The sequence below is a fragment of the Enterobacter sp. Crenshaw genome (assembly GCF_024734705.1).
Classification (GTDB): domain Bacteria; phylum Pseudomonadota; class Gammaproteobacteria; order Enterobacterales; family Enterobacteriaceae; genus Enterobacter; species Enterobacter asburiae_B.
Genome location: NZ_CP102932.1, coordinates 714,109 through 739,959, shown reverse-complemented (window position 1 = coordinate 739,959; position 25,851 = coordinate 714,109). Strand labels below are relative to the sequence as shown.

Annotated in this window: 22 protein-coding genes; 4 read left to right on the top strand and 18 right to left on the bottom strand. The window is 55.3% G+C overall.

From position 1 onward, the window contains the following. Window positions 1–55: 55 nt before the first annotated feature. The 18 genes from ftsA to leuO all read right to left on the bottom strand — a co-directional run bounded on the left by ftsA (window position 56) and on the right by leuO (window position 21,000). The gene (ftsA, locus tag NWV12_RS03435) at window positions 56–1,312 is read right to left on the bottom strand and encodes a cell division protein FtsA (protein WP_023334508.1); all 1,257 of its coding nucleotides are present in this window, start codon (window positions 1,310–1,312) and stop codon (window positions 56–58) included. After that, window positions 1,309–2,151, bottom strand: a complete 843-nt coding sequence (gene ftsQ, locus NWV12_RS03430) for a cell division protein FtsQ (RefSeq protein ID WP_023310399.1) — start codon at window positions 2,149–2,151, stop codon at window positions 1,309–1,311. Before ftsQ ends, ftsA begins: the two co-directional genes overlap by 4 nt. A 1-nt stretch (window position 2,152) precedes the next feature. Then, window positions 2,153–3,073 carry a D-alanine--D-alanine ligase gene (locus tag NWV12_RS03425; RefSeq protein WP_048979008.1) on the bottom strand — a complete coding sequence of 307 codons (921 nt, stop codon included), beginning with the start codon at window positions 3,071–3,073 and terminating at the stop codon, window positions 2,153–2,155. Then, window positions 3,066–4,541, bottom strand: a complete 1,476-nt coding sequence (murC, locus tag NWV12_RS03420) for a UDP-N-acetylmuramate--L-alanine ligase (protein WP_033144631.1) — start codon at window positions 4,539–4,541, stop codon at window positions 3,066–3,068. The genes NWV12_RS03425 and murC overlap by 8 nt, the downstream gene beginning before the upstream one ends. A 56-nt stretch (window positions 4,542–4,597) precedes the next feature. Further along, a complete protein-coding gene (murG, locus tag NWV12_RS03415) occupies window positions 4,598–5,662 on the bottom strand; it encodes an undecaprenyldiphospho-muramoylpentapeptide beta-N-acetylglucosaminyltransferase (RefSeq protein ID WP_048979009.1) in 1,065 nt (354 codons plus the stop codon). Further along, window positions 5,659–6,903 carry a cell division protein FtsW gene (gene ftsW, locus NWV12_RS03410; RefSeq protein WP_023310395.1) on the bottom strand — a complete coding sequence of 415 codons (1,245 nt, stop codon included), beginning with the start codon at window positions 6,901–6,903 and terminating at the stop codon, window positions 5,659–5,661. Before ftsW ends, murG begins: the two co-directional genes overlap by 4 nt. After that, entirely contained in the window at window positions 6,903–8,219 is a 1,317-nt protein-coding gene (gene murD / locus NWV12_RS03405; protein ID WP_039260814.1) for a UDP-N-acetylmuramoyl-L-alanine--D-glutamate ligase, read from the bottom strand. The genes ftsW and murD overlap by 1 nt, the downstream gene beginning before the upstream one ends. 2 nt (window positions 8,220–8,221) lie before the next feature. After that, on the bottom strand, window positions 8,222–9,304 hold the full coding sequence (gene mraY, locus NWV12_RS03400; RefSeq protein WP_008501985.1) for a phospho-N-acetylmuramoyl-pentapeptide-transferase: 1,083 nt from the start codon (window positions 9,302–9,304) through the stop codon (window positions 8,222–8,224). Further along, a complete protein-coding gene (murF, locus tag NWV12_RS03395; RefSeq protein WP_048979010.1) occupies window positions 9,298–10,656 on the bottom strand; it encodes a UDP-N-acetylmuramoyl-tripeptide--D-alanyl-D-alanine ligase in 1,359 nt (452 codons plus the stop codon). Before murF ends, mraY begins: the two co-directional genes overlap by 7 nt. Further along, on the bottom strand, window positions 10,653–12,140 hold the full coding sequence (gene murE / locus NWV12_RS03390; RefSeq protein ID WP_048979011.1) for a UDP-N-acetylmuramoyl-L-alanyl-D-glutamate--2,6-diaminopimelate ligase: 1,488 nt from the start codon (window positions 12,138–12,140) through the stop codon (window positions 10,653–10,655). Before murE ends, murF begins: the two co-directional genes overlap by 4 nt. Further along, window positions 12,127–13,893 carry a peptidoglycan glycosyltransferase FtsI gene (locus tag NWV12_RS03385; protein ID WP_033144627.1) on the bottom strand — a complete coding sequence of 589 codons (1,767 nt, stop codon included), beginning with the start codon at window positions 13,891–13,893 and terminating at the stop codon, window positions 12,127–12,129. Before NWV12_RS03385 ends, murE begins: the two co-directional genes overlap by 14 nt. 15 nt (window positions 13,894–13,908) lie before the next feature. Beyond that, on the bottom strand, window positions 13,909–14,274 hold the full coding sequence (gene ftsL, locus NWV12_RS03380) for a cell division protein FtsL (protein WP_008501989.1): 366 nt from the start codon (window positions 14,272–14,274) through the stop codon (window positions 13,909–13,911). After that, the gene (gene rsmH / locus NWV12_RS03375) at window positions 14,271–15,212 is read right to left on the bottom strand and encodes a 16S rRNA (cytosine(1402)-N(4))-methyltransferase RsmH (protein ID WP_021240527.1); all 942 of its coding nucleotides are present in this window, start codon (window positions 15,210–15,212) and stop codon (window positions 14,271–14,273) included. The genes ftsL and rsmH overlap by 4 nt, the downstream gene beginning before the upstream one ends. Before the next feature lie 2 nt (window positions 15,213–15,214). Continuing rightward, window positions 15,215–15,673, bottom strand: coding sequence for a division/cell wall cluster transcriptional repressor MraZ (gene mraZ / locus NWV12_RS03370; protein ID WP_021240528.1), 459 nt, complete (start codon window positions 15,671–15,673; stop codon window positions 15,215–15,217). A 599-nt stretch (window positions 15,674–16,272) separates the two neighbouring features. Continuing rightward, on the bottom strand, window positions 16,273–17,280 hold the full coding sequence (cra, locus tag NWV12_RS03365) for a catabolite repressor/activator (RefSeq protein WP_008501993.1): 1,008 nt from the start codon (window positions 17,278–17,280) through the stop codon (window positions 16,273–16,275). 178 nt (window positions 17,281–17,458) lie between these two features. Continuing rightward, complete coding sequence (ilvN, locus tag NWV12_RS03360; RefSeq protein ID WP_048979012.1) at window positions 17,459–17,950, bottom strand: acetolactate synthase small subunit; 492 nt, start codon at window positions 17,948–17,950, stop codon at window positions 17,459–17,461. 1 nt (window position 17,951) lies between these two features. After that, window positions 17,952–19,676: an acetolactate synthase 3 large subunit gene (gene ilvI, locus NWV12_RS03355; RefSeq protein ID WP_029741224.1), complete on the bottom strand. Its 1,725-nt coding sequence runs from the start codon at window positions 19,674–19,676 to the stop codon at window positions 17,952–17,954. Window positions 19,677–20,055: 379 nt separating this feature from the next. Further along, window positions 20,056–21,000 carry a transcriptional regulator LeuO gene (gene leuO / locus NWV12_RS03350; protein ID WP_047060143.1) on the bottom strand — a complete coding sequence of 315 codons (945 nt, stop codon included), beginning with the start codon at window positions 20,998–21,000 and terminating at the stop codon, window positions 20,056–20,058. Between the two features lie 606 nt (window positions 21,001–21,606). Here leuO and leuL point away from each other — a divergent pair. From leuL to leuC, 4 genes are all read left to right on the top strand, one after another. After that, window positions 21,607–21,693: a leu operon leader peptide gene (gene leuL / locus NWV12_RS22105; RefSeq protein ID WP_071786497.1), complete on the top strand. Its 87-nt coding sequence runs from the start codon at window positions 21,607–21,609 to the stop codon at window positions 21,691–21,693. 91 nt (window positions 21,694–21,784) lie between these two features. After that, the gene (leuA, locus tag NWV12_RS03345) at window positions 21,785–23,356 is read left to right on the top strand and encodes a 2-isopropylmalate synthase (RefSeq protein WP_029741222.1); all 1,572 of its coding nucleotides are present in this window, start codon (window positions 21,785–21,787) and stop codon (window positions 23,354–23,356) included. Further along, on the top strand, window positions 23,356–24,447 hold the full coding sequence (gene leuB / locus NWV12_RS03340) for a 3-isopropylmalate dehydrogenase (RefSeq protein WP_048979013.1): 1,092 nt from the start codon (window positions 23,356–23,358) through the stop codon (window positions 24,445–24,447). The genes leuA and leuB overlap by 1 nt, the downstream gene beginning before the upstream one ends. 2 nt (window positions 24,448–24,449) lie before the next feature. Beyond that, window positions 24,450–25,850, top strand: coding sequence for a 3-isopropylmalate dehydratase large subunit (gene leuC, locus NWV12_RS03335; RefSeq protein WP_048979014.1), 1,401 nt, complete (start codon window positions 24,450–24,452; stop codon window positions 25,848–25,850). Window position 25,851: the final 1 nt, after the last annotated feature.

Below are 25,851 nucleotides of genomic sequence, written 5' to 3'. Positions count from 1 at the left end.
TCTCCGTTGTGCCTGTCGCCCGAGACCGCTAATTCTCTCCGGTCTCTTAAAAAAATTAAAACTCTTTTCGCAACCAGTTGTTCAGTCGTTTGACCCACGACCCCACTGAGACGCGTTTTTCCACTTCTGCTTCACCACTGAGATGAGATTCCTTCCCGTAGTGGAGCAGGCCCACAGCCGTTGAATAATACGGCTCCTGAGCATAATCCGTTAAACCGGTGATATTCAGCGGCGCACCAATACGCACCTGCGTATGGAATACGCGCTGAGCACAGGCAGCAAGACCTTCAATTTGCGCTGCACCGCCGGTTAATACAATCCCCGCCGCAAGATGATGTTTAACGCCCTGCTGACGAAGCTGTTCCTGTAACTGTAAAATCTCTTCGTTGACCAGGTTGAGCAGCTCGGTATAGCGCGGCTCAATGACCTCTGCCAACGTCTGGCGCTGCAGGCTACGAGGTGGACGACCACCGACGCTCGGCACTTCAACGCTCTCATCTTTGCCAACGATAGACCCCAGCGCACAGCCGTGGCGCACTTTGATCGCTTCTGCATCGCTCGGCGGCGTACCAAAAGCGTAAGCAATATCGCTGGTCACAACGTTCCCGGCATAAGGGATCACTTTCGTGTGGCGCAACGCACCGCCGGTATACACGGCGATATCCATTGTACCACCACCAATATCGACCACACAGACACCCAGTTCACGTTCATCTTCGGTCAGTACGGAATAACTTGCCGCCAGACCCGCGAAAATAAGTTGGTCAACTTTCAGGCCACAACGTTCAACGGCTTTTACAATGTTCTTCGCCATATCGTTGTGACATGTGATCAGGTGCACTTTTGCCTGCATACGTACGCCAGAAAGGCCGACCGGGTTCTTGATCCCTTCCTGGTAGTCAATCGCATATTCCTGCGGAATGACATGCAGCACGCGATGCTCGTCGCGGACACGCACGGATTTCGCCGTGTGCACGACGTTTTCAACGTCTTCCTGCGTCACTTCTTCTTCGGAAATCGGCACCATACCGATTTCGTTCTGGCAGCTAATGTGCTTACCAGAAAGGGCCAGATAGACAGAAGAAATCTGGCAATCTGCCATCAGTTCAGCCTGATCGATGGCGCGCTGAACGCATTTCACCACCGATTCAAGATCGTTTACCCCACCTTTATCCATACCACGGGACGGGCAACTGCCTACGCCAATGATATTGACCATACCGTCGGGCAGAACTTCCCCTACTAAAGCGGCAACCTTCGCGGTGCCAATCTCCAGTCCAACTACCAGTTTTCTGTCCGTCGCCTTGATCATTGTTGTTCTGCCTGTACCTGTGCCTGATTCTGTTGCTGATTAGGTTCCTCGACCGGAGCCGGTACCCAACCGACTGCTGCGCCTGAGTCATAGCGCAAATCAACGTAGCTTATCCGTTTGCCGTCAGTCTGTGCCTGCTGCTGTAAAACCGGGTAAAGTTCGACAAAACGCGCCAGACGCTTCATTGTGTCGCCGCGTCCCAGGTTGAGCTTAATGCCGTTTGTTAACGTCAGCTGCCAGGAACGGCGCGCCGTCATGGCAGCATCTTTTAACGTAAACCTGTCCTTCGCCAGCACCTGCCCCATTTCGCGAAAACCTTGTAAAACCTCGTTTTCGCTACCTTCCGGGCCATACAACATCGGTAAATTTTGCTTGTTGACACGATCGGCCGGGACGCTGAAGGAATTTCCGTCTGCGTCAACCATGTGCTGATCATTCCAACGCGCAATGGGCACATATTCAACCAGATGAATCTTCAATTCATCAGGCCATTGCTTTCTTACGCTCGCCTGTTTTATCCATGGCAGACGTTCTATCTGGCTCTGGATAATGTTGACGTCCTGCGTCATAAAAGTGCCAGGCGAGCCCAGCGCCAGAATTGACTGGCGAATATCGTCGTTACGCGTGTAGTGACGCTCACCGGTGACCACCAGCTTAGAAAGCGGCAACCGTTGCGCATCTTCCATCCAGCCCAGGACCATCCAGCCGCTGATAAACACGGTGCACAGCACCCCGAGCAGGAAAATGATGCCTGCAAGACGCGTTCCATTACTGCGGCGTGAAGAGGCGTATTCGTCCTCGTCATCGCGGTTGCGCGTGTTCAATGCAGCCTGAGACATATCAGCCCGCCTGGTCCATAATGCGTACGACTAACTGCGAGAAGCTCATCCCCGCCTGACGCGCGGCCATCGGCACAAGGCTGTGGCTGGTCATTCCCGGAGAGGTATTCGCTTCCAGCAGATAAAATTGTCCGTCACTGTCCTGCATCACGTCGATGCGTCCCCAGCCCTGACAACCCAGAATATGCCAGGCTTTAAGCACCAGGGACTGTAAATCGGCTTCACACTCAGCTTCAAGACCACAAGGGCAGAAATATTGCGTCTCATCAGAGAGATACTTCGCCTCATAATCATAGAAGGTTCCGGCCGGTTGGATACGAATTGACGGTAAAATTTCTTCGCCAAGCATCGCGACGGTAAATTCCGGCCCGCTGAGCCATTTTTCAACCAGAACTTCTTCATCATGTTGAAATGCCAGTGCTAAAGCGGACGAAAGATCTTCAGCTTTCTCGACTTTGGACATTCCCACGCTCGAACCTTCCCGGCTGGGCTTTACAATAACCGGTAAGCCCAGCTCAGCAATGCGTGTATTAACGCTATCCGGCAGGCCCAATTCAAATTCGCGACGCGTCAGTGCTACCCATGGCGCAACGGGTAACCCCGCGCCCTGCCACAGAAGCTTGCTGCGCAGTTTGTCCATAGAGATAGCGGAGGCCATCACGCCGCTGCCGGTGTAAGGCATGCCGATCAAATCCAGAAGCCCCTGCAGGGTGCCGTCTTCGCCGCCGCGACCATGCAAAGCGATAAAGACTTTATCGAAGCCCATGGCTTTTAATTGCGTCACGTCGACCTCTTTTGGGTCGACCAGGTGCGCATTGACGCCAGCTTCACGCAGGCCCGCCAGCACAGCCGCGCCGGAATTCAGGGAAACCTCGCGCTCGGCGGAGGTGCCGCCAGACAGGACAGCAATCTTATCAGCCATGATGCTCATCCTCCTGGGTTTGCGGCTTCAGTTTGATTTCAGCTAAGGTACGGGCGATTTTGCCGATATTTCCCGCGCCCTGAATCAGAATCAAATCATTACCTGTCAGGACCGGTGCCAGAATTTCCGCCACCTGTGCTGGGTCAGAAACCAGAATAGGGTCAACTTTACCGCGTCCACGGATGGTACGACACAGGGAACGGCTGTCAGCCCCCGGAATCGGCGTCTCGCCTGCGGCGTACACGTCCAGCATTAACAGGGTGTCTACCTGTGACAGGACGCTGGCGAAATCGTCGTACAGATCGCGCGTACGCGTGAAGCGGTGCGGCTGGAAGACCATCACCAGATTTTTGTCCGGCCAGCCTGCACGCGCGGCTTTAATGGTGGCATCGACTTCGGTCGGATGGTGGCCGTAGTCGTCCACCAGCATCGCAGTGCCGGCTTTACCGTTCACGGCGTCCAGCGGGAATTCACCGAGGAAGTCGAAGCGACGGCCGGTGCCCTGGAAACTTTCCAGCGCGCGCAGAATGGCATCATCATCAATGCCTTCTTCCGTCGCGACGGCCACAGCCGCTGCGGCATTGAGGGCGTTATGGCGACCTGGCGCATTCAGCGTGACGTGCAGCAGCTCTTTGTCCTGACGCGCCAGCGTGAAGTGCCCCTGCGCACCGATCTGTTTGTACTCTTCCACGCGGACGTCAGCGTCTTCGCTGAAGCCGTAAGTGGTGATTTGACGACCCACGCGCGGCAGCAGCTCGCGGATCACCGGATCGTCTACGCACATCACCGCGCGTCCATAGAATGGCAGGTTGTGCAGGAAGTTGATGAAGGTCTGCTTTAAGTTCTCGAAGTCGCCCTGGTAGGTATCCATATGGTCAGCTTCGATGTTAGTGACAATCGCCACCATCGGCTGCAGGTGCAGGAACGACGCGTCGCTCTCATCCGCTTCGGCAATCAGATAACGACTGTGGCCCAGACGCGCATGTACGCCTGCGGCTTTGACCAGACCGCCGTTGACGAACGTCGGGTCGAGACCAGCTTCCGCATAAATACTGGAGACCATCGCCGTGGTCGTGGTTTTACCGTGGGTCCCGGCAATGGCGATGCCGTGACGGAAACGCATCAGTTCCGCCAGCATTTCTGCACGGCGGATCACCGGAATGCGCGCTTCGTGCGCGGCAACGATTTCCGGGTTGTCAGAGGAGATGGCGCTGGAGACCACCACCACGCTCGCATCGCGCACATTTTCCGGACGATGGTTGAAATAGATAGTCGCCCCAAGCGACGCCAGCTGCTGCGTAACAGGGTTTGGCGCCAGGTCAGACCCGCTGATCTGATAACCTTCGTTAGCTAACACTTCGGCAATACCGCCCATGCCAGCACCACCGATGCCAACAAAGTGAATGTGCCGGACGCGACGCATCTCGGGCACGATTGAACGCAGTTTTGCCAGTTGTTGTGTATTCATTCTCTAAACGCCATCGACTACTTAAAATTCGTGCAGCGCAAAACGCGCTGCGAGGGTTAAGCCTGGGCTGCCAGGCTCACTTCTTTTGCCACCCGTTCCGTCGCATCAGGGATAGCGGTCGCGCGTGCGCGTTGCGCCATCTCCAGCAGTGCGTCTCTGTTCCAGCCCGCCAGGGTGGTGGCGACCGCGTCGGCGGTAAATTGTGGCTGTTCAAAAATCTTCGCGGCACCGGCTTTCTCAAGCGGCAGCGCATTCCAGTACTGCTGTCTGTCTTTGTGCTGGAACGGCACAAACAGGGCCGGCAGACCGGCGGCGGCGATCTCGCTCACCGTCAGCGCGCCTGAACGACAGACCACGACATCGGCCCAGGCATACGCTGCCGCCATGTCGTCGATAAATTCTGTGACTTTATGCTGCGGCTGCCCCGCTTCGGCGTAAGCTTGCTCAACGGTCTGCTGAGCGCCTTTTCCGCTCTGGTGCCAGATGGTCACGGTATCCCCCAGCTTTGCGGCAACCTGCGGCATCGTCTGGTTTAAAATGCGTGCGCCCTGAGAGCCGCCGACGACCAGTACACGAACCGGCCCTTCACGGCCCGTCAGGCGAGCGTCCGGCAGCGGGAGCGCCAGCACGTCCACACGCACCGGGTTACCCACCACGTCCGCTTTCGGGAACGCACCGGGAAACGCCTGCATAACTTTGGTAGCGATTTTCGCCAGCCACTTGTTGGTCAGACCGGCAATTCCATTCTGCTCATGCAGCACAACGGGAATGCCTAACGACCACGCCGCCAGCCCGCCAGGACCAGAGACATAGCCGCCCATGCCCAGCACCACATCTGGCTTAAAGCGCTTCATGATGGTGCGCGCCTGGCGCCAGGCGTTAAAAATACGCACCGGTGCCAGCAGCATTGCCTTGAGGCCTTTGCCCCGAAGGCCGGAAATACGAATAAAGTCGATCTCAATACCGTGCTTCGGCACCAGGTCGGCTTCCATGCGGTCTGCGGTTCCCAGCCAGCGTACCTGCCAGCCCTGATCCATTAAATGGTGCGCAACCGCCAGCCCCGGGAACACGTGTCCGCCGGTACCGCCTGCCATCACCATTAACCGCTTCGGTTGATTCATCGTGAACCTCGTGTAAACGCCTGGGCTTTTTCCAGACGCGTCTCATAATCTATACGCAACAAAAACATGATGGCCGTCGACATAATCAACAGACTCGAACCACCATAACTGATCAACGGCAACGTCAGACCTTTGGTCGGCAGCATACCCGCTGCGGCCCCGACGTTAACCAATGCCTGGAAGCTAAACCAGATACCAATTGAACAGGCTAAGAATCCTGAGAAGCGGTGATCGATCTCCAGCGCTTTCCGGCCGATGGACATGGCGCGGAAAGCGACGAAGAATACCATTAAAAGCGCTAGTACCACACCGATATAACCCAGTTCTTCCGCAATAATGGAGAAGATGAAGTCAGTATGCGCTTCCGGTAAATACTCCAGTTTCTGTACCGAGTTACCCAGCCCTTGCCCCCAGACTTCACCGCGACCAAAGGCCATCAGCGACTGCGTCAGCTGATAGCCGCTGCCGAACGGATCTTCCCACGGGTTCCAGAACGAGGTCACACGGCGAATACGGTAAGGCTCGGCGAGGATCAGCAGCACAACCGCCGAAATCCCCATCCCGATGATAGCGATGAACTGCCACAGCTTCGCGCCCGCCAGGAACAACATGGCCAGAGTGGTAACGAACAGCACGACAACGGTACCGAGGTCAGGCTGCGCCAGCAGTAATACCGCCAGCACCAGAATCACGCCCATCGGTTTTAAGAAGCCGCGGAGGTTGTTACGCACTTCATCAACCTTACGCACCAGGTAGTTAGCCAGGTAGCAGAACAGGGAGAGCTTGGTAAATTCCGCAGGCTGAATGCGCAGCGGGCCAAAGGCGATCCAGCGTGAAGCCCCGTTAACAGAGCTCCCCACCACCAGTACGATCAGCAGCATAATAATCGAGGCGATCAGCATCGCCGTACTGTGGCGCTGCCAGAACTCCATCGGCAGACGCAGGGTCACCAGCGCCAGGCAGAACGCCAGGATGATGTAAAGACCATCACGCTTGGCAAACAGGAAAGGATCGTTCGCCAGACGCTGCCCGACGGGCATTGAGGCTGACGTCACCATAATGAAGCCGACCGCCGCCAGCCCCATAGTGAGCCAGAACAGCGTGCGATCGTACATGACCAGGCTGTCGTTATCTTTTTGACGAGAGCCCATCACCCAGCCTTTGAGCGCCGCAAATACCCATGCCAGGATCCCAAATCCTGGCAGGCGCGGCATTTTCAGGCGAGGGAGAGATAAACGCATTAGCCTAACTCCTTCGCCAGGCGGGTAAAGACATCACCACGCTGTTCGAAATTCTTGAATTGATCGAGGCTGGCACAGGCCGGAGAGAGCAGCACCATATCGCCTGGCTTCACGCGAGGGGCAATCAGCCGCATCGCCTGTTCCATGGTTTCGGTTTGCTCGGCAACCTCAGGGCGCAGTTCAGCCAGCTCGCTGCCGTCACGGCCGAAGCAGTACAGGCGGACGTTATCTCCGGCGAGATACGGCTTCAGGGAGGAAAAATCAGCTGATTTACCGTCGCCGCCCAGCAGTAAATGCAGGGTGCCGTCAACGTGCAGACCGTTCAGCGCGGCCTCCGTGCTTCCGACGTTGGTAGCTTTGGAGTCGTTAATCCAGCGCACGCCGTTGTGCTCCAGCGCCAGCTGGAAACGGTGCGCCAGACCAGAAAACGTGGTTAACGCTTTCAGGCTGGAGGAGCGCGGCAGCCCTACTGCATCCGCCAGCGCCAGCGCCGCCAGGGCATTGGTATAGTTGTGCTGACCAGTGAGCTTCATCTCTTTCACGTTCAGCACTTTCTCACCCTTCACGCGCAGCCAGGTTTCGCCCAGCTGACGGTTCAGGTGGTAATCCCCCATCGTGATACCGAAGCTGATACAGCGATCGTCTGCACCGCGTACGGGCATGGTCAGCGCGTCATCGGCGTTTACAACGCAGACTTTGGCATTTTCATAAACGCGCAGCTTGGCGGCACGGTACTGCTGCAGACCAAATGGATACCTGTCCATATGATCTTCAGTCACGTTGAGGATCGTCGCCGCCGCAGCGTGCAGGCTGGAGGTCGTTTCCAGCTGGAAGCTGGAAAGCTCGAGAACATACAGCTCGCAGCCTTTATCCAGCAGCATCAGAGCGGGTAAACCAATGTTACCGCCAACGCCGACGTTCATGCCCGCCGCTTTCGCCATTTCACCCACCAGGGTGGTGACGGTGCTTTTACCGTTAGAACCGGTAATGGCGATAATAGGTGCCTGCGCTTCGCGGCAGAACAGCTCGATATCGCCGACAATCTCAACGCCCGCATCCGCAGCAGCGCTCAGCGAAGGATGCGCCAGCGCCATACCTGGGCTTGCGACAATCAGATCGGCTGCCAGCAGCCAGTCATCATTCAGACCACCAAGGTGGCGTTCAACCTGTTCCGGCAGTTTGTCCAGACCCGGCGGAGAGACACGCGTATCCATCACGCGTGGCGTCACGCCGCGTGCGAGGAAAAAGTCCACGCAGGAGAGCCCCGTGAGGCCCAACCCGATGATAACGACTTTTTTGCCCTGGTAATCTGCCATGATTAACGTACCTTCAGCGTTGCCAGGCCAATCAGCACTAGCATCAGCGAAATAATCCAGAAGCGCACAATCACGCGCGGCTCCGGCCAGCCTTTCAGTTCATAGTGGTGGTGAATCGGCGCCATACGGAAGATGCGCTGACCGCGCAGCTTGAAGGAACCGACCTGCAAAATCACCGACAGGGTTTCAACCACAAACACGCCGCCCATGATCACCAGCAGGAACTCCTGACGCAGCAGTACGGCGATAATGCCGAGCGCACCGCCCAAGGCCAGAGAACCGACGTCACCCATAAAGACCTGCGCCGGATAGGTGTTGAACCACAGGAAGCCCAGCCCCGCGCCGACAATCGCCGTACAGACGATCACCAGCTCACCCGCATGGCGCAGATAAGGGATGTGCAGGTAGTTCGCAAAGTTCATGTTACCGGTCGCCCACGCCACCAGCGCAAAACCGGCGGCCACAAAGACGGTTGGCATAATGGCCAGGCCATCCAGACCGTCGGTCAGGTTAACGGCGTTACCGGTACCGACAATCACAAAGTAGGCCAGCAGGATGTAGAACAGCCCCAGCTGCGGCATCACGTCTTTAAAGAACGGCACGACCAGCTCGGTAGCTGGCGTGTCTTTGCCTGCCAGATACAGCGCGAAGGCCACGCCCAGCGCGATCACCGACATCCAGAAATACTTCCAGCGCGCGATCAGGCCTTTGGTATCTTTGCGGACGACTTTGCGGTAATCATCCACAAAACCGATGATCCCGTAACCCACCAGTACCGTCAGAACGCACCAGACGTACGGGTTGGAGGGATAGGCCCACAGCAACACGGAAACGACGATGGCGGTCAGGATCATGATCCCGCCCATGGTCGGCGTGCCGCGCTTGCTGAAGTGCGATTCCGGACCGTCGTTACGCACAACCTGGCCGAAAGAGAGTTTTTGCAGACGGGCAATCATGCGCGGGCCCATCCACAACGAGATGAACAGCGCAGTCAGCAGGCTGACGATGGCGCGAAACGTCAGATACGAAAAGACGTTAAAGCCTGAATAATATTTGACCAAATGTTCGGCCAGCCAAACTAACATGTCCCGTTCTCCTGTAATGCGTGCACAACCTCTTCCATGGCGGCACTACGTGAACCTTTCACTAACACAGTCACAATTTGTTTTTCTGTAATCAACGCCTTAAGGCGCGCTATCAACGCGGTTTTATCAGCAAAATGCTCGCCAACGCCGCTGGCTTGGCTAATCGCCTGGCTCAGTTTTCCTGCGCTCAGCACGCAGTCCAGCCCTGCAGCTTTCGCCGCTTCACCGACCTGGGTATGGCAGGCTTCGCTTTCGTCGCCCAGCTCTGCCATATCGCCCACCACCATGATGCGGTAGCCCGGCATTTCAGATAACACCTGCACCGCCGCCGTCATCGAGCCCACGTTCGCGTTGTAGGAGTCATCCAGCAGCAGCTTGTTTTCCGAAAGCTGAATCGGGAACAGACGCCCCGGCACGGCTTTCAGGTTCGCCAGCCCGGTCTTAATCGCTTCATGCGACGCGCCCACTGCCGTCGACAACGCCGCCGCCGCAAGCGCATTGGCGATATTATGGCGACCCGGCAGCGGCAGCAGCACATCTACGCCACCCGTTGGGGTGGTGAGGGTGAACTCCGTACCGTGCGACGTCACATGGATATTGGTCGCGGTAAAATCACTGTTGGCCGCATTCGGCGAGAAGCGCCAGGTTTTACGCGAACCAATAATGCTTTGCCAGTTCAGCCAGTCGTTGTTGTCGGCGTTCAGAATGGCGATACCGTCATCCGGCAGGCCGGTGTAAATCTCACCTTTGGCTTTCGCTACGCCTTCCAGCGAGCCAAAGCCTTCCAGATGCGCCGCCGCGAGGTTATTCACCAGCGCGGCTTCCGGGCGAGTCAGGCTCACGGTCCAGGCGATTTCGCCCTGGTGGTTTGCCCCTAACTCGATTACCGCAAATTCATGTTCTTTGGTCAGGCGGAGTAATGTCATCGGCACGCCGATGTCATTATTGAGGTTGCCCGCGGTATAAAGCGTATTCCCGCACTGGCTGAGGATCGCCGCCGTCATCTCTTTCACCGACGTCTTGCCTGATGAACCGGTCAAGGCGACAACGCGCGTAGGGACCTGCTGGCGAACCCAGGCGGCCAGCTCACCGAACGCGAGACGCGTATCTTTCACCACAATTTGTGGCAGATCGATATCGAGCTTGCGGCTGACGAGCAGCGCACCGGCGCCGTTCTCTTTGGCCTGTTCCGCAAAATCATGCGCGTCAAAACGCTCGCCTTTCAGCGCCACAAACAGACAGCCTGCGGTGATTTTGCGGGTGTCCGTCGTTACGGCATCAATGGTCAGGTCCAGCCCGTGCAGGTCGCCCTTAAGAATGGCAGCTGCCTGGCTTAACGTGATGCTAATCATGCCACGACTCCCAGCAGACGAGCTGCCGTTACGCGGTCCGAGTAGTCCAGACGGCGATTGCCAACGATCTGATAATCTTCATGGCCTTTGCCCGCCAGCAGGACAACATCATTCTCCTGCGCCTGCATGATGGTGTTGGTCACGGCTTCCGCACGCCCTTCCACCACGCGAGCGCGGCCCGCGTCCAGCATGCCCGCCAGAATGTCATTAATGATGGCGCGCGGCTCTTCAGTACGCGGGTTGTCATCGGTCACAACCGGAATATCTGCGAACTGCTCGGCAATAGCCCCCATCAGCGGGCGTTTGCCTTTATCGCGATCGCCGCCGCAGCCAAACACGCACCAGAGCTTACCGGCGCAATGCAGGCGCGCCGCTTCCAGCGCTTTTTCCAGCGCATCCGGCGTGTGGGCATAATCAACCACAACGGTCGGTTTGCCCGGCGCGCTGAACACTTCCATACGGCCGCAAACCGGCTGCAGACGCGCTGAGGTTTTCAGCAGTTCAGCCATCGGATAACCCAGCGCCAGCAGCGTTGCCAGCGCCAGCAGCAGGTTGCTGACGTTAAACGCGCCCATCAGGCGGCTTTCAATTTCGCCTTCACCCCAGGAAGAGGCAAAGCGGATTGTCGCCCCGCTGTCGTGATAATTCACCTCAACCGCCTTCAGCCAGCGGCCGTGGCAGTTCGGATTGATATGGTCTTCCATCGACACCGCAACCGCATCCGGCAGCTTCGCCAGCCAGCGGCGGCCCACTTCGTCGTCGGCGTTGATGATGGCTTGTCCGTAATGGTGAGTAGAGAACAGCAGCCATTTCGCGGCTTCGTAATGCTCCATATCTCCATGATAATCAAGATGATCGCGGCTCAGGTTGGTAAACACGGAAGCAGCAAATTTCAGCGCCGCGACGCGGTGCTGAACCAGACCGTGCGAAGAGACTTCCATCGCAGCAAAGGTTGCCCCCTGCCCTGCCAGACCGGCAAGCACATGCTGTACGTCTACGGCCGAGCCGGTGGTGTTTTCCGTCGGGCTCACTTTGCCCAGCAGGCCGTTACCCACGGTACCCATCACCGCACCGGTTTCACCCAGCAGCTGGGCCCACTGCGCCATCAGCTGCGTGGTAGTGGTTTTACCGTTCGTACCCGTGACGCCTACCAGGCGCAGCTGGTCGGAAGGTTCGTGATAAAAACGTCCCGCCAGCGCGGAAAGACGCTCGTTTAACTGGCTGAGATAGATGACCGGCACCCCGTGCATTTCACGGATCTCACCGTCGGTTGCTTCATCTTTGGCCTCAGCAATAATGGCAGCCACACCTTGCGCAATCGCCTGCGGGATATAACGACGCCCGTCCGCCTGATGACCGACCACCGCCACAAAAAGATCGCCAGAAGCAGCCACGCGGCTGTCCAGTACCATCTCTCGCAGTGCTCGCTCCGGTGCATTTGGCACCCACGGAGCGAGAAGGTCGCGCAAATTACGATCTGCCACCTGTACCCTCGCCTTGATTAATTACAAATTCACTTTTTTCGCCCGTCGCCAGCGCATCCGGTTCGATGTTCATGGTGCGTAACACGCCGCCCATGATAGCCCCGAACACAGGCGCGGAGACGGCGCCGCCGTAGTATTTACCCGCCTGTGGATCGTTTATCACGACCACCAGCGCAAAACGCGGATTGCTTGCAGGCGCAACGCCTGCGGTATAGGCAATGTATTTGTTGATATAGCGGCCGTCCGGCCCTACTTTTTTCGCCGTGCCGGTCTTGATGGCGATGCGATAACCTTTGATTGCCGCCTTCACGCCGCCGCCGCCGGGCAGCGCCACGCTTTCCATCATATGAACAACCGTACGGACGGTTGATTCCGGGAAGATACGCTCGCCGGGAACCGGTGGATCAACTTTGGTAATCGACAGCGGACGATAAACGCCATAGCTGCCGATCGTTGCGTAGACTCGCGCTAACTGTAACGGTGTCACCATTAGCCCGTAGCCGAAAGAGAAGGTGGCCCTCTCTATGTCAGACCACCGTTGTTTTTGAGGATATAAGCCACTGCGTTCTCCGACCAACCCCAAATTGGTCGCCTTTCCAAGCCCAAAACGTGAGTAAGTCTCTACTAACGCTGAGGACGGCATCGCTAACGCCAGCTTTGAAACACCGACGTTACTCGACTTCTGTAACACCCCGGTCAGGGTCAATTCGCTGTAGCGCGCCACGTCTTTGATCTCGTGGCCGTTAATTCGGTATGGAATGGTATTCAGGACGGTGTTTTCATTGACGATACCGCGCTGAAGGGCAGTCATGACCACCATCGGCTTAACGGTCGAACCCGGTTCGAACACGTCGGTGATGGTACGGTTACGCATAATATCCTTCTGCGTACCGGTAAGATTGTTAGGGTTGTAGGACGGGCTATTGGCCATCGCCAGCACTTCACCCGTGTTGACATCGACTAACACGGCACTGCCCGATTCCGCTTTGTTGAAGGCCACGGCATTGTTCAGCTCGCGGTAAACCAGCGCCTGTAGCCGCTCATCAATACTCAGGGCCAGATTGTGCGCGGCCTGGCTGTCCGTAGAGGAAATATCCTCGATCACGCGACCATAGCGGTCCTTACGCACAATACGCTCGCCGGGCTGGCCGGTGAGCCATTTATCAAAGCTTTTTTCAACGCCTTCAATCCCCTGGCTATCAACGTTAGTAAAGCCAATGAGGTGAGCAGTCACTTCGCCGGATGGATAGTAACGACGGGATTCTTCACGCAGATGGATCCCCGGCAGCTTCAATTTTTTGATGTAGTCCGCCATGTCAGGGTTAACCTGACGCGCCAGATAGATAAACCGCCCTCGCGGGTTCGTATTTACGCGTGAAGCTAACTGGTCCAGCGGCATCTTCAGCGCATCCGCAAGCGCCTTCCAGCGGTTATCAAGCGTGATCCCGCCAGCGTCGTGCAGCTCTTTCGGATCGGCCCAGATCGCCTTCACCGGCACGCTCACCGCCAGCGGACGACCCGAACGGTCGGTGATCATCCCGCGGGATGTCGACACTTCCTGGACGCGCAGGGAGCGCATGTCGCCCTGACGCACCAGCATGTCAGGGGCGATGATTTGCAGCCAGGCCACGCGTCCCAGCAGAAAACCCAGAGCGAGTAAAATGCAGCCGCAAAGCAACGCAAAACGCCAACTGACAAAGTTGGCCTGTTCTTCCTGACGTTTTGGTTTTAGCGTTTTTGCCGCTGCTTTCATGCGTCGCGTTTTCCCTTATTTTTGTACTACGATATTTTCCTGCGAAGGATCAACATGCTGCAGCTGCAGCTTTTCCGTTGCGATCCGTTCAACCCGGCTGTGATCGCCGAGCGCGTTTTCTTCAAGGATCAGATTTCGCCATTCAATATCCAGCGCATCGCGTTCCAGTACCATCTGCTCGCGTTGCGCAGTCAATAAACGTGTATGGTGGGCGGTGGTCACCACCGTAACTGCCGTGACAATGATGCAAATGAACAGACAGAGTGGCAGTTTCCCAAACCGCAAAAGATCGTCGCCGATCACGCCAGGCAAGGCATGGCGCTCGTTGCTTCCTAACGAATCCTTAACTTTGCTTAGGGTCTCTGTCACTCTGCCGATCATGCGTTCGTCCTCTCTGCAACACGCAGCACTGAACTACGGGCGCGTGGATTCTCTGCCACTTCTTCTTCGCCCGGCATCAACTTGCCTAATGCTCGCAACTGACGGCCACCCAGTTTCCTGAGTTGTTCTTCCGTCATCGGCAGCCCCGCTGGCACCTGTGGACCGCGGCTTTGCTCACGCATAAAGCGTTTCACAATACGGTCTTCCAGCGAATGGAAGCTGATGATGGATAACCGCCCACCCGGGGCCAGCACGTCGAGCGAGCTTTTTAGCGCCAGCTCTATTTCCTCCAGTTCACTGTTTACCCAGATGCGAACCGCCTGGAAGGTACGGGTCGCGGGATGTTTGTGCTTATCCTTCACCGGTGTCGCCGCCGCGATCACTTCGGCCAACTCTTTGGTGCGGGTCATGGGCTCAATGCGATTGCGCTCAACGATGGCGCGCGCAATACGTTTGCCAAAGCGCTCTTCGCCAAACGTTTTGATGACCCATGCAATATCGGCTTCGTCAGCGGTCTGTAACCACTCAGCGGCAGACTGACCGCGCGTCGGGTCCATACGCATGTCCAGCGGACCATCACGCATAAAGGAGAAACCACGTTCAGCATCATCAAGTTGGGGTGAAGAGACGCCAAGATCGAGAAGAATCCCGTCGATCTTGCCCGTCAGGCCACGCTCGGCAACATAATCCGCGAGCGCAGAGAAAGGTCCATGCACGATGGAAAAGCGTGGGTCATTGATGGTTTGTGCAACGGCAATTGCCTGCGGATCGCGATCGATTGCCAGCAGACGTCCTTCCTCTCCAAGCTGGGAGAGAATCAAACGCGAGTGACCACCGCGACCAAACGTGCCATCAATGTAGATGCCATCCGGACGAATATTCAGACCGTTTACGGCCTCGTCCAGTAACACCGTTTTGTGTTTATAATTTTCCATCATATTTATAGAGACAAGTCCTGCAGCCGTTCCGATAATGTCGCGGAATCAGACTGCTCAGCGTCGATATCTTCCTTGACCTGTTGATACCAGGTCGTTTCATCCCACAGTTCAAACTTGTTGAACTGCCCGACCAGCATCACTTCTTTGGTCAGACCGGCATGTTGCCGCAACACAGGGGCAATCAGTAACCGCCCTGCGTTATCCATCTGACATTCACTGGCATGTCCCAATAACAGCCGCTGCACGCGGCGTTCCTGCGGGTTCATGCTCGACAGTCGCGACAGCTTTTGCTCAATAATTTCCCATTCAGGCAAGGGGTAAAGCAGCAGGCAGGGGGAGTTAATGTCAATGGTGCAAACCATTTGACCCGCAGCGTTCTCAATCAGCTGGTCGCGGTATCGGGTTGGTACCGATAAACGCCCTTTGCTGTCGAGATTGACTAACGTAGCTCCACGGAACATGCCAGTCTCACCCCTCCTCACCACTTTAACCCACAAATTCCCACCTAAAGGAGTTTACGGAGCGAGGGAAAAGCTTGTCAAGCCAGGACTCTCCCTATAAGGACCCGAAAGCCCTCTATTTACAGAGATAAACAGTCCTGGTTAATAACTGCACAACTGGCGAGGCAAAATTAACGTTATGAATATTTGTAAGAAAAAAACCGAATATGCACACTAGCGTTAAAGCTCACTCAATATCATCGCAGATAAATATAAAGTGTCAGTTTGCGACGCGGGCAGCATTTTATGACAGATTCTCAGGGGATAACAGCGCCAGATTCATCCAGGTGCCCGGTAAGCGCGGAGGTTGCCACGTAAGCTGAAGCAGTAAGAGGAAAAACGTCTGAATATTCATCGACCGAAGAGGGTTTGTAACAAAATAATACAAAGATAGCTGTTTAAAATCGCCCGCATGTTCTTTAAAAGGACAATTTAAAAGCCAGAATGAATTAAAAAAATAGGCGATTACGATCCCGCAAGAATTATCCTAATTTCTCTCCGGGAATTATCTGCACGAATAATCACAGCAAAATGGGGCAGATTTCTCCGCCCCGGTCATTTCATTTTTGGCGGCTTAAAATTCCGCGATGGTAGAGATTACGTTTGATACGCGTCAGACCCGGCTTCGGTTTGCGCGGCTCATCCAGGCTTGCCAGCACAATCTCAAGCACGCGTTCAGCCACATCGCGGTGACGCTGTGCTACCGCCAGCACCGGGCACTGCAGGAAGTCGAGCAGCTCATTATCCCCGAACGTGGCAATCGCCAGGTCGGAGGGCAGTTTACCTTCACGACGTAAGGTCACATCCATGACACCCTGCAACAGCGCAAATGACGTGGTGAACAACGCCTGAGGCATCGGATGCGTTTCCAGCCATTTCTCAAACAGCTGCGCTGCGGCTTCACGTTCGTAGCTGTTGGCATAGAGGTAGTGAACCTCGCGCGGATCGTCTTTCCAGGCGGTTCTGAATCCCTGCTCACGCAGGAAGCTCACGGAAAGCTCGGGCAACGCGCCAAGATACAGCACTGTTTCAGCGGGGAACGTTCTCAGCTCTGCGGCCAGCATTTCGGCATCATCCTGATCCGCACCCACGACGCTGGTGAAATGCTCGCGATCGAGCGCGCGGTCCAGCGCAACGATTGGGAACGGGTCGTTCGCCCAGCGCTGGTAGAACGGATGCTCTGGTGGCAAGGAGGTCGACACGATGATGGCATCCACCTGGCGCTGGAGCAGATGCTCAATGCAACGCATTTCGTTGTCGGGCTGGTCTTCCGAGCAGGCAATCAGCAATTGATAGCCGCGCTGGCGCGCCTGACGTTCAAGATAGTTGGCGATACGGGTATAGCTGGTGTTTTCCAGGTCAGGGATCACCAGACCAATAGAGCGGGTACGCCCGGCACGCAGACCGGCTGCGACAGCATTCGGATGGTAGTTATGCTCACGAACCACCGCCATAACTTTTTCAACGGTCTTGTCGCTGACACGGTACTGCTTTGCTTTACCGTTAATCACATAGCTGGCCGTTGTTCGTGACACGCCGGCTAGCCGGGCGATTTCATCCAGTTTCACAATTGCCCCTTAAAAAAAGAAAAGAGTCCATGGCCCTGTCAAGGTTATGGTTAAATCTTTTAACATCTAAACGCAGAAAAGACTTCGCGGCAACCGCTTTTATCTGCGTTGTCGGCTGATTACGCAAAAAAAGCCCGGCTTTGGTGACCGGGCAGAAAGAGGCGAACCTTTTTGACAACTAACGCATGATTTTCTCGCCGCGTGACAGACCTACGACACCCGATCTCGCGACCTCGACAATTTTTGCAACGTCCCGCACGGACGCGAGGAAAGCATCCAGCTTGTCGCTTGTCCCGACCAGCTGCACAGTATAAAGAGAAGGCGTGACGTCGATAATTTGTCCGCGGAAAATATCCGCATTGCGTTTGACTTCATCACGCCCGTAGCCGCTGGCCTGGATTTTCACCAGCATGACCTCACGCTCAACGTAGGCCGCCTGCCCCAGCTCGCTCACGCGCAGTACGTCGACCAGCTTATGCAGCTGTTTTTCAATTTGCTCAAGCACTTTGGCATCGCCGACGGTTTGGATCGTCATGCGCGACAGCGTCGGGTCTTCCGTTGGGGCAACGGTCAGGCTTTCAATGTTATAGCCGCGCTGCGCAAAAAGGCCAATGACGCGAGACAGTGCGCCAGACTCGTTTTCCAGTAAAACAGATAATATCCGGCGCATATCAGGTTCTCTCCGTTTTGCTTAACCACATTTCATCCATACCACCACCACGAATATGCATCGGATAAACGTGCTCAGTTCCATCAACAATCACATCCATAAAGACGAGGCGGTTGTTTTTAACGTGCTCAAGCGCTTGCGCGAGCTTCGTTTCCAGCTCAGCCGGATCGGTCACCCGCATGCCTACATGGCCGTACGCTTCAGCAAGACGAACAAAATCCGGCAGCGATTTCATGTATGACTGAGAGTGGCGGCCAGAGTAGATCATATCCTGCCACTGCTTCACCATACCGAGATACCCGTTATTCAGGTTCAGCACCAGTACGGGCAGTTCATATTGCAGCGCGGTAGACAGCTCCTGAATGTTCATCTGAATACTGCCGTCCCCCGTCACGCAGACGACGGTTTCATTCGGCAGCGCCAGCTTCACGCCCAGCGCGGCAGGCAGACCAAAGCCCATGGTTCCTAAACCACCGGAGTTGATCCAGTGTCGCGGTTTATCAAACGGGTAATACAGGGCGGCAAACATCTGATGCTGCCCCACGTCTGAGGTCACGTACGCCTCACCTTTCGTCAGTCGCCACACCGCTTCAATGACCGCCTGCGGCTTAATGTTTTCACTTTGCGTGTCATATTTCAGGCACTGACGCGCGCGCCACTGTTCAATCTGCTGCCACCAGTCGCGGATCTCATCCAGCGGCTGGGTTGCACTCTCCTGAGTCAGCAGATCCAGCATTTGCTCCAGAACCTGCCGGGCATCACCGACGATCGGCACATCAGCCGACACCGTTTTTGAAATTGACGTTGGATCGATATCAATGTGCAGCACGGTGGCGTTCGGACAATACTTCGCCAGATTGTTAGTGGTGCGATCGTCAAAGCGCACGCCGACGGCAAAGATCACATCGGAATGATGCATTGTCATGTTGGCTTCATAGGTACCGTGCATCCCCAGCATCCCCAGCGCCTGACGATGGGTGGCAGGAAACGCCCCCAGCCCCATCAGCGACGACGCAACGGGCAGGTTAAGCTTTTCAATCAGTTCACGAAGCTGGGCTTCACAGGCAGAGTTGATCGCCCCGCCACCGACATAGACCACCGGTTTTTTAGCTGCCAGAAGCGTTTGCAACGCTCGCTTGATCTGACCTTTATGCCCCTGCGTTGTGGGGTTATAAGAGCGCATGCTGACCGATTCCGGCCAGACATAAGGCAGCTTGTTTGCTGGGTTGAGAATATCTTTAGGCAGATCGACCACCACCGGTCCCGGACGTCCGCTCGCCGCCAGCCAGAAGGCTTTTTTCAGTATGCCGGGAATGTCTTCTGTTTGCTTGACCAGGAAGCTGTGCTTCACAACGGGACGCGAAATCCCGACCATGTCGCACTCCTGAAACGCATCGTAGCCAATCAGTGAGGTTGCCACCTGCCCGGAGAGGATCACCAGCGGAATGGAGTCCATATAGGCCGTCGCAATGCCGGTAATGGCGTTTGTCGCGCCGGGGCCGGACGTGACTAATACCACGCCCACTTCACCCGTCGCACGTGCCAGGCCGTCAGCCATGTGTACCGCCGCCTGCTCGTGACGTACCAGAACATGGTCAATGCCCCCAACCGTATGCAGCGCATCATAAATATCGAGGACCGCACCGCCAGGGTAGCCGAACACTTGCTTTACGCCCTGATCGATCAGCGACCGAACGACCATTTCCGCGCCAGACAACATCTCCATGCTTTGCCTCCAGGCATTTTGTTAAAGACGGACTGCCGAATTCATTTCCGCACCGTCTTACGATTGGGATGAACCAATCTTATATTTTGCAGAGTGTTCTTTACCTTAACCGCTCGTTATGAGGCAGGCAATTAGCAAACCCGGGGAGATAAACGGTGCGTAAAGCAGAAAAAGCAGCCGTTCACAGAAGATATGGTTAATTCCTCTGGGAATAGAGAGTGAGGTGATAAATCATCGCTGAAAAGCGCGACAATGCAGGAAATCATCTATTTTTGCGTGCCGTAGAGCAGCCAAAAAAAATCTTCACAGAAGAAAATATCAGTTATCTAAAAAAACTCAGGATAAATCACATAAACCGATGCGATTTATCCTGATGCGTTTACCGGCGACAGATGCCAACCAGCAACTCTTCCATCCACTGATGTCCTTTATCCCGGCCCGCTGCTTCATGCCAGGAAAGATAACAGGTACGGCTATTTAGCTTGAGCGGCAGAGGCAAAATTTGCAGATTTAAAGGGTCAGAAAACTCTTCTGCCAGCCAGCGCGGCGCAATTGCCACCAGCTGTGTCTGGGAAACCACGTTTAATACGCTGACCATGGCCATGCCCTGATAAGCCACGCTCGCCTGTTTATCCGCAGTGTCATACCACGGCAGGCTAAAGGAAGCATATCTGTCGAGCGCAACAACGGCGTGCTGCTCGTTATAAACATCGTTTTCTCGCAGCGGAGAATTCAGGCGCGGGTGTTTTTTACTGGCGACCAAAACCATTTCATCTTTAAACAGCGGCACGCAGGAAAATTCCGGACGACGGAACTCTTCATACCCCAGAACGAATTCGATCTCCTGATAGCGTAACTGATGTTCTGTGTTTTGATTCAGGGATGATTTAAAAACAAGATTGATATTGGGTGCGATCTCTTCAACTTTATTATAGATAATCGACGTTAAATAATTGTCTAAAGGGCTACAGACACAAAGATGGAATACGCGCTCGCTGCTTAAGGGTTCAAAGCCCGATCCCGGCAGCTCATTTTGGACCAGTTGCAACGCCTGACGAATGGAGCCAAACAGCTGGAATGCGCGCGCCGTAGGCTGGATCCCCCTCCCGTAGCGAACAAATAATTCGTCGTTAAACATAAGCTTAAGCCTGGCAACGGCATTACTCACGGCAGGTTGTGACATCCCCAAGGTTTGGGCAGCGCGGGTGATATTCTGTTCCTGCATGACAGCATCAAACACCGTCAGAAGATTCAGATCCACCGTGCGTAACTGTGGTTTAATCCCATCAGTAGCTTGAGGTTGTTTAATATTATTTTCTGGCACTTCTGACTCCACTGTCACGCTACACCCCTTTGCCAACGTACGGTAATAATCCTGAAAAATATCATTTATCATGCAAATACGATCAGCGAAAGAGAATTATTTAAAATTCGGAATAAATAAAGACTGTATATTAACGAAAATTAATGAACAAAACTGATATGTTTGACTTTAGGATTTAAATGAAACCATAAATCAAACCAATATACAATTGCCGTCAGGTTAATGATGGCTTAAGTATTATTAAACTGTTATTACTATCGCCCTACAGTTAGTTAACAACCTGTTATCTCTGTTCGCTTTTCAGCGTTTCGAAATAGATTCACTGCATTTATAACTTTATGATATCAAAACCCTTTAAGCACCAAGCATCCTCTTCAAAACATTTCACTCATTTTTAAACATTTATATTTATTGGTATCTGCAACTCTTTTCTCAAGTCCAAAATTAGACAATTAATCGGGTCAAAAAAGCTAAAACCAGCACAATTAGCTAAAGTGAATACCCGGTTGATTCCATCTGTCGGGCCCGTTTTCATCCTCAGGGGTTGACATGAACAACCGTATCCAGTACCACTAAAAGCATATTGAATTTAACGGAGCACGATTCATGACACGCACCATTCGTTTCACCGGTCTACTACTACTAAACGCATCCACTGTGCGCGGTAGACTGGCGGGCGAAATTCAGCGTTGAATCGTCACCAGTAAGACTAGAAACCCGCGCCACTGCGCGGGTTTTTTTATGCTCGTAGCAAGGCGCCCTAAGACTGACAAGGACCTAACCCATGAGCCAGCAAGTCATTATTTTCGATACAACTTTACGTGACGGTGAACAGGCATTACAGGCAAGCCTGAGTGTAAAAGAGAAACTGCAGATCGCGCTGGCTCTCGAACGTATGGGTGTTGACGTGATGGAGGTCGGTTTCCCTGTCTCTTCCCCGGGTGATTTCGAATCCGTACAGACCATTGCGCGCACCATTAAAAACAGCCGCGTCTGTGCCCTGGCGCGCTGCGTAGAGAAAGACATCGACGTCGCCGCCGAGTCGCTGAAGGTCGCCGAAGCGTTCCGTATCCACACCTTTATTGCTACCTCGCCTATGCACATCGCAACCAAGCTGCGCAGCACGCTGGATGAGGTGATTGAGCGCGCGGTCTACATGGTTAAACGCGCACGCAACTATACCGATGACGTTGAGTTCTCCTGTGAAGATGCGGGCCGTACGCCAATCGAAGACCTGGCGCGCGTTGTAGAAGCCGCCATCAACGCGGGCGCGAAAACCATCAACATCCCGGACACCGTCGGCTACACCATGCCGTTTGAGTTCTCCAACATCATCACCGGCCTGTATGACCGCGTGCCGAATATTGATAAAGCAATTATCTCCGTCCACACCCACGATGATTTGGGTCTGGCCGTAGGCAATGCCATCGCCGCCGTCCACGCTGGCGCGCGTCAGGTAGAAGGCGCGATGAACGGTATCGGCGAACGCGCGGGCAACTGTTCGCTGGAAGAAGTGATCATGGCGATCAAAGTGCGCAAAGACATCATGGACGTGCACACCCGCATCAATCACAACGAAATCTGGCGCACCAGCCAGACCGTCAGCCAGATTTGCAACATGCCCATTCCGGCTAACAAAGCAATTGTCGGTACCGGCGCCTTCGCGCACTCCTCCGGTATTCACCAGGATGGCGTCCTGAAGAATCGTGAAAACTACGAAATCATGACCCCGGAATCCATCGGCCTGAATCAGGTGCAGTTGAACCTGACCTCCCGTTCCGGTCGCGCGGCGGTTAAACATCGTATGGAAGAGATGGGTTATAAGGACAGCGATTACAACATGGATCAGCTGTACGACGCGTTCCTGAAGCTGGCCGACAAAAAAGGCCAGGTGTTCGACTATGACCTGGAAGCGCTGGCCTTTATTAATAAGCAGCAGGAAGAGCCGGAGCACTTCCGTCTGGATTACTTCAACGTGCAGTCCGGCTCCAGCGACATCGCCACCGCCTCGGTCAAACTGGCCTGCGGCGATGAAATTAAAGCAGAGGCCGCTAACGGTAACGGCCCTGTCGATGCCATCTATCAGGCGATTAATCGCGTCACCGAGTACGACGTTGAGCTGGTGAAATATGACCTGACGGCCAAGGGCCACGGCAAAGATGCACTGGGTCAGGTCGACATTGTTGTTACCCATAATGGCCGCCGCTTCCATGGCGTGGGCCTGGCGACCGATATCGTTGAGTCCTCCGCGAAAGCGATGGTGCACGTGTTGAACAACATCTGGCGCGCCGCCGAAGTCGAAAAAGAGTTGCAACGCAAAGCTCAGAATAAAGAGAACAACAAGGAAACCGTGTAATGTCGAAGAATTACCATATTGCTGTGTTGCCGGGCGACGGTATTGGTCCGGAAGTGATGGCACAGGCGCTGAAAGTACTGGAAGCCGTTCGCGCGCGTTTTGCGATGAAAATCACCACCAGCCACTACGACGTGGGCGGTATTGCGATTGATAACCACGGTACGCCGCTGCCAAAAGCGACCGTGGAAGGCTGCGAAAATGCTGATGCCCTGCTGTTTGGTTCCGTCGGTGGCCCGAAATGGGAACACCTGCCGCCGGCAGAGCAGCCAGAACGCGGCGCGCTGCTGCCGCTGCGTAAACATTTCAAACTGTTCAGCAACCTGCGTCCGGCGAAGCTGTATCAGGGTCTGGAAGAGTTCTGCCCGCTGCGCGCGGATATCGCCGCCAACGGTTTCGACATTCTGTGCGTGCGTGAACTGACCGGCGGGATCTATTTCGGTCAGCCAAAAGGACGCGAAGGCAGCGGACAACACGAGAAAGCGTTCGACACCGAGGTGTATCACCGTTTCGAAATCGAACGTATCGCCCACATCGCGTTCGAGTCGGCGCGCAAACGCCGCCATAAAGTGACCTCCATTGATAAAGCGAACGTGCTGCAGTCTTCCATTTTGTGGCGCGAGATCGTCAGTGAAGTTGCTAAGCAGTACCCGGACGTCGCGCTGTCGCACATGTACATCGACAACGCGACCATGCAGCTGATTAAAGATCCGTCCCAGTTTGACGTGCTGCTGTGCTCCAACCTGTTCGGCGATATTCTCTCTGACGAATGCGCGATGATCACCGGCTCCATGGGCATGCTGCCCTCCGCAAGCCTGAATGAAGAAGGCTTTGGCCTGTACGAGCCTGCGGGCGGCTCCGCGCCGGATATCGCCGGCAAAAATATTGCCAACCCGATTGCGCAGATCCTCTCCCTGGCCCTGCTGCTGCGCTACAGCCTGGATGCAGGCGAGGCGGCAACCGCAATTGAAAACGCCATTAACCGGGCGTTAGAAGAAGGCGTCCGTACCGGCGATTTAGCACGCGGCACGGCGGCAGTCAGTACCGATGAAATGGGCGACATCATTGCCCGCTATGTCGCTGAAGGGGTGTAATCATGGCTAAGACGTTATATGAAAAGTTGTTTGATGCGCACGTTGTTTACGAGGCACCAAACGAAACCCCGCTGCTGTACATTGACCGTCATCTGGTGCACGAAGTGACCTCTCCTCAGGCATTTGACGGCCTGCGCGCGCACAAGCGTCCGGTACGTCAGCCGGGTAAAACCTTCGCGACGATGGATCACAACGTTTCCACCCAGACCAAAGACATCAATGCCTCGGGTGAGATGGCGCGTATCCAGATGCAGGAGCTGATTAAGAACTGCAATGAATTTGGCGTTGAGCTGTACGACCTGAACCATCCGTATCAGGGCATCGTTCACGTGATGGGGCCTGAACAAGGGATCACCCTGCCGGGCATGACCATCGTTTGCGGGGACTCCCATACCGCGACCCACGGCGCGTTTGGCGCTCTGGCGTTCGGGATTGGCACTTCCGAGGTGGAACATGTGCTGGCAACGCAGACCCTGAAACAGGGCCGCGCCAAAACCATGAAGATTGAAGTGAAGGGTAAAGCCGCACCGGGTATTACCGCAAAAGACATCGTGCTGGCCATCATCGGTAAAACAGGCAGCGCAGGCGGCACCGGTCACGTTGTTGAGTTCTGCGGGGAAGCCATCCAGGCGCTGAGCATGGAGGGGCGCATGACCCTGTGCAACATGGCCATTGAGATGGGCGCAAAAGCCGGTCTGGTCGCGCCGGACGAAACCACCTTCAACTACGTGAAGGGTCGTCTGCACGCGCCGAAAGGTCAGAATTTTGACGACGCGGTCGCGTACTGGAAAACCCTGAAAACCGACGATGGGGCAACGTTTGACACCGTCGTCACGCTGCAGGCAGAAGAGATTGCGCCTCAGGTGACCTGGGGCACCAATCCGGGCCAGGTGATTTCCGTTAACGACAATATCCCTGACCCGGCATCCTTTACCGATCCGGTCGAGCGCGCCAGTGCGGAAAAAGCGCTGGCCTACATGGGACTGAAGCCCGGCGTGCCGTTGACCGATGTCGCCATTGATAAAGTCTTTATCGGTTCCTGCACCAACTCCCGTATCGAAGATTTGCGTGCCGCAGCCGAGATTGCCAAAGGCCGCAAAGTGGCGCCAGGCGTTCAGGCGCTGGTGGTACCTGGCTCCGGCCCGGTGAAAGCCCAGGCGGAAGCCGAAGGTCTGGATAAGATCTTTATCGAAGCGGGCTTCGAGTGGCGTCTGCCCGGCTGCTCCATGTGTCTGGCCATGAACAACGATCGCCTGAATCCGGGCGAGCGCTGCGCCTCCACCAGCAACCGTAACTTTGAAGGCCGTCAGGGCCGCGGTGGGCGCACCCATCTGGTCAGCCCGGCAATGGCCGCCGCTGCGGCAGTCACCGGCCATTTCGCCGATATTCGCAGCCTGAAATAAG

Excerpts from the sequence above, each read along its gene's own strand:
- ftsA (WP_023334508.1), bottom strand. The coding sequence starts at position 1,312 with ATGATCAAGGCGACGGACAGAAAACTGGTAGTTGGACTGGAGATTGGC.
- ftsQ (WP_023310399.1), bottom strand. The coding sequence starts at position 2,151 with ATGTCTCAGGCTGCATTGAACACGCGCAACCGCGATGACGAGGACGAA.
- NWV12_RS03425 (WP_048979008.1), bottom strand. The coding sequence starts at position 3,073 with ATGGCTGATAAGATTGCTGTCCTGTCTGGCGGCACCTCCGCCGAGCGC.
- murC (WP_033144631.1), bottom strand. The coding sequence starts at position 4,541 with ATGAATACACAACAACTGGCAAAACTGCGTTCAATCGTGCCCGAGATG.
- murG (WP_048979009.1), bottom strand. The coding sequence starts at position 5,662 with ATGAATCAACCGAAGCGGTTAATGGTGATGGCAGGCGGTACCGGCGGA.
- ftsW (WP_023310395.1), bottom strand. The coding sequence starts at position 6,903 with ATGCGTTTATCTCTCCCTCGCCTGAAAATGCCGCGCCTGCCAGGATTT.
- murD (WP_039260814.1), bottom strand. The coding sequence starts at position 8,219 with ATGGCAGATTACCAGGGCAAAAAAGTCGTTATCATCGGGTTGGGCCTC.
- mraY (WP_008501985.1), bottom strand. The coding sequence starts at position 9,304 with ATGTTAGTTTGGCTGGCCGAACATTTGGTCAAATATTATTCAGGCTTT.
- murF (WP_048979010.1), bottom strand. The coding sequence starts at position 10,656 with ATGATTAGCATCACGTTAAGCCAGGCAGCTGCCATTCTTAAGGGCGAC.
- NWV12_RS03385 (WP_033144627.1), bottom strand. The coding sequence starts at position 13,893 with ATGAAAGCAGCGGCAAAAACGCTAAAACCAAAACGTCAGGAAGAACAG.
- ftsL (WP_008501989.1), bottom strand. The coding sequence starts at position 14,274 with ATGATCGGCAGAGTGACAGAGACCCTAAGCAAAGTTAAGGATTCGTTA.
- rsmH (WP_021240527.1), bottom strand. The coding sequence starts at position 15,212 with ATGATGGAAAATTATAAACACAAAACGGTGTTACTGGACGAGGCCGTA.
- mraZ (WP_021240528.1), bottom strand. The coding sequence starts at position 15,673 with ATGTTCCGTGGAGCTACGTTAGTCAATCTCGACAGCAAAGGGCGTTTA.
- ilvN (WP_048979012.1), bottom strand. The coding sequence starts at position 17,950 with ATGCGCCGGATATTATCTGTTTTACTGGAAAACGAGTCTGGCGCACTG.
- ilvI (WP_029741224.1), bottom strand. The coding sequence starts at position 19,676 with ATGGAGATGTTGTCTGGCGCGGAAATGGTCGTTCGGTCGCTGATCGAT.
- leuL (WP_071786497.1), top strand. The coding sequence starts at position 21,607 with ATGACACGCACCATTCGTTTCACCGGTCTACTACTACTAAACGCATCC.
- leuA (WP_029741222.1), top strand. The coding sequence starts at position 21,785 with ATGAGCCAGCAAGTCATTATTTTCGATACAACTTTACGTGACGGTGAA.
- leuB (WP_048979013.1), top strand. The coding sequence starts at position 23,356 with ATGTCGAAGAATTACCATATTGCTGTGTTGCCGGGCGACGGTATTGGT.
- leuC (WP_048979014.1), top strand. The coding sequence starts at position 24,450 with ATGGCTAAGACGTTATATGAAAAGTTGTTTGATGCGCACGTTGTTTAC.